At 66.1% G+C, this 802-nt stretch carries 2 protein-coding genes; one reads left to right on the plus strand and one right to left on the minus strand.

Annotation, left to right across the window (positions count from 1 at the left end; all coding sequences use genetic code 11):
- Positions 1-454: DUF2147 domain-containing protein (locus tag H8A95_RS43305; protein ID WP_229188488.1), on the plus strand; the 454-nt coding region annotated here is incomplete at its 5' end.
- Positions 455-523: 69 nt separating this feature from the next.
- Here H8A95_RS43305 and H8A95_RS43310 read toward each other — a convergent pair.
- On the minus strand, positions 524-802 hold a 279-nt coding region (locus H8A95_RS43310; protein WP_229188489.1), incomplete at its 5' end, for a (R)-mandelonitrile lyase.

Below are 802 nucleotides of genomic sequence, written 5' to 3' on the forward strand. Positions count from 1 at the left end.
GACCGCGCCGCCACCACCACCACCGGCGCCACCAGCGCCACCAGCTGTGCAGCAAAGCGCCGCGCCGGCGGCTGTGCCCGCCCCAGCGCCGACTGTTGGTGCCGCCCCGCCGAACGCTACTGCGCCCAGGCCGGTTGCGGTCGCAGTGCAAGCTGCCAATTCGCCGCTCGGCGTCTGGCTCACCGAAGAGAAGGAAGGCAAGGTCCGCATCGAGCAATGCGGCGCCAATCTCTGCGGCTACTCGGTGGACAAGAAATCGAACGCCAACGGCGAGCAGGTTCTGATCAACATGAAGCCCGGCAAGGACAAATGGAGCGGCCGCATCTTCGATCCGAACAGCGGCAGCACCTACGACTCAACAATCGCGATGAAGAGCCCGGACACGCTGCGCGTTCAGGGCTGTGCGTTCGGCGGCATGTTCTGCGGCGGCCAGACCTGGACGCGGACGAATTGATCGGCGCCGCGAAAAGTAAAGGCCCCGCTCTAGAGCGGGGCTTTTCTTCGTTAGGCTCGCAGCGGCGGCTCAACCGACCTTGCCGTTGTATTCCTCGTCGGTGACGTGCTCCATCCAGGTCGAATAGACGCCGTCGAGCGCCTCCTGCATGGCGATGTGGGTCATGCTGTTGTCGGGTGAAGCGCCGTGCCAGTGCTTCTCGTTCGGCGGAATCCAGACGACGTCGCCGGGGCGGATTTCCCGGATCGGCCCGCCCTTGGCCTGCACGCGGCCGATCCCGGAGATCACGTAGAGCGTCTGTCCGAGCGGATGGGTGTGCCAGGCGGTGCGCGCACCGGGCTCGAACGA

This window comes from Bradyrhizobium oropedii (assembly GCF_020889685.1).
Taxonomy (GTDB): Bacteria; Pseudomonadota; Alphaproteobacteria; order Rhizobiales; family Xanthobacteraceae; genus Bradyrhizobium; species Bradyrhizobium oropedii.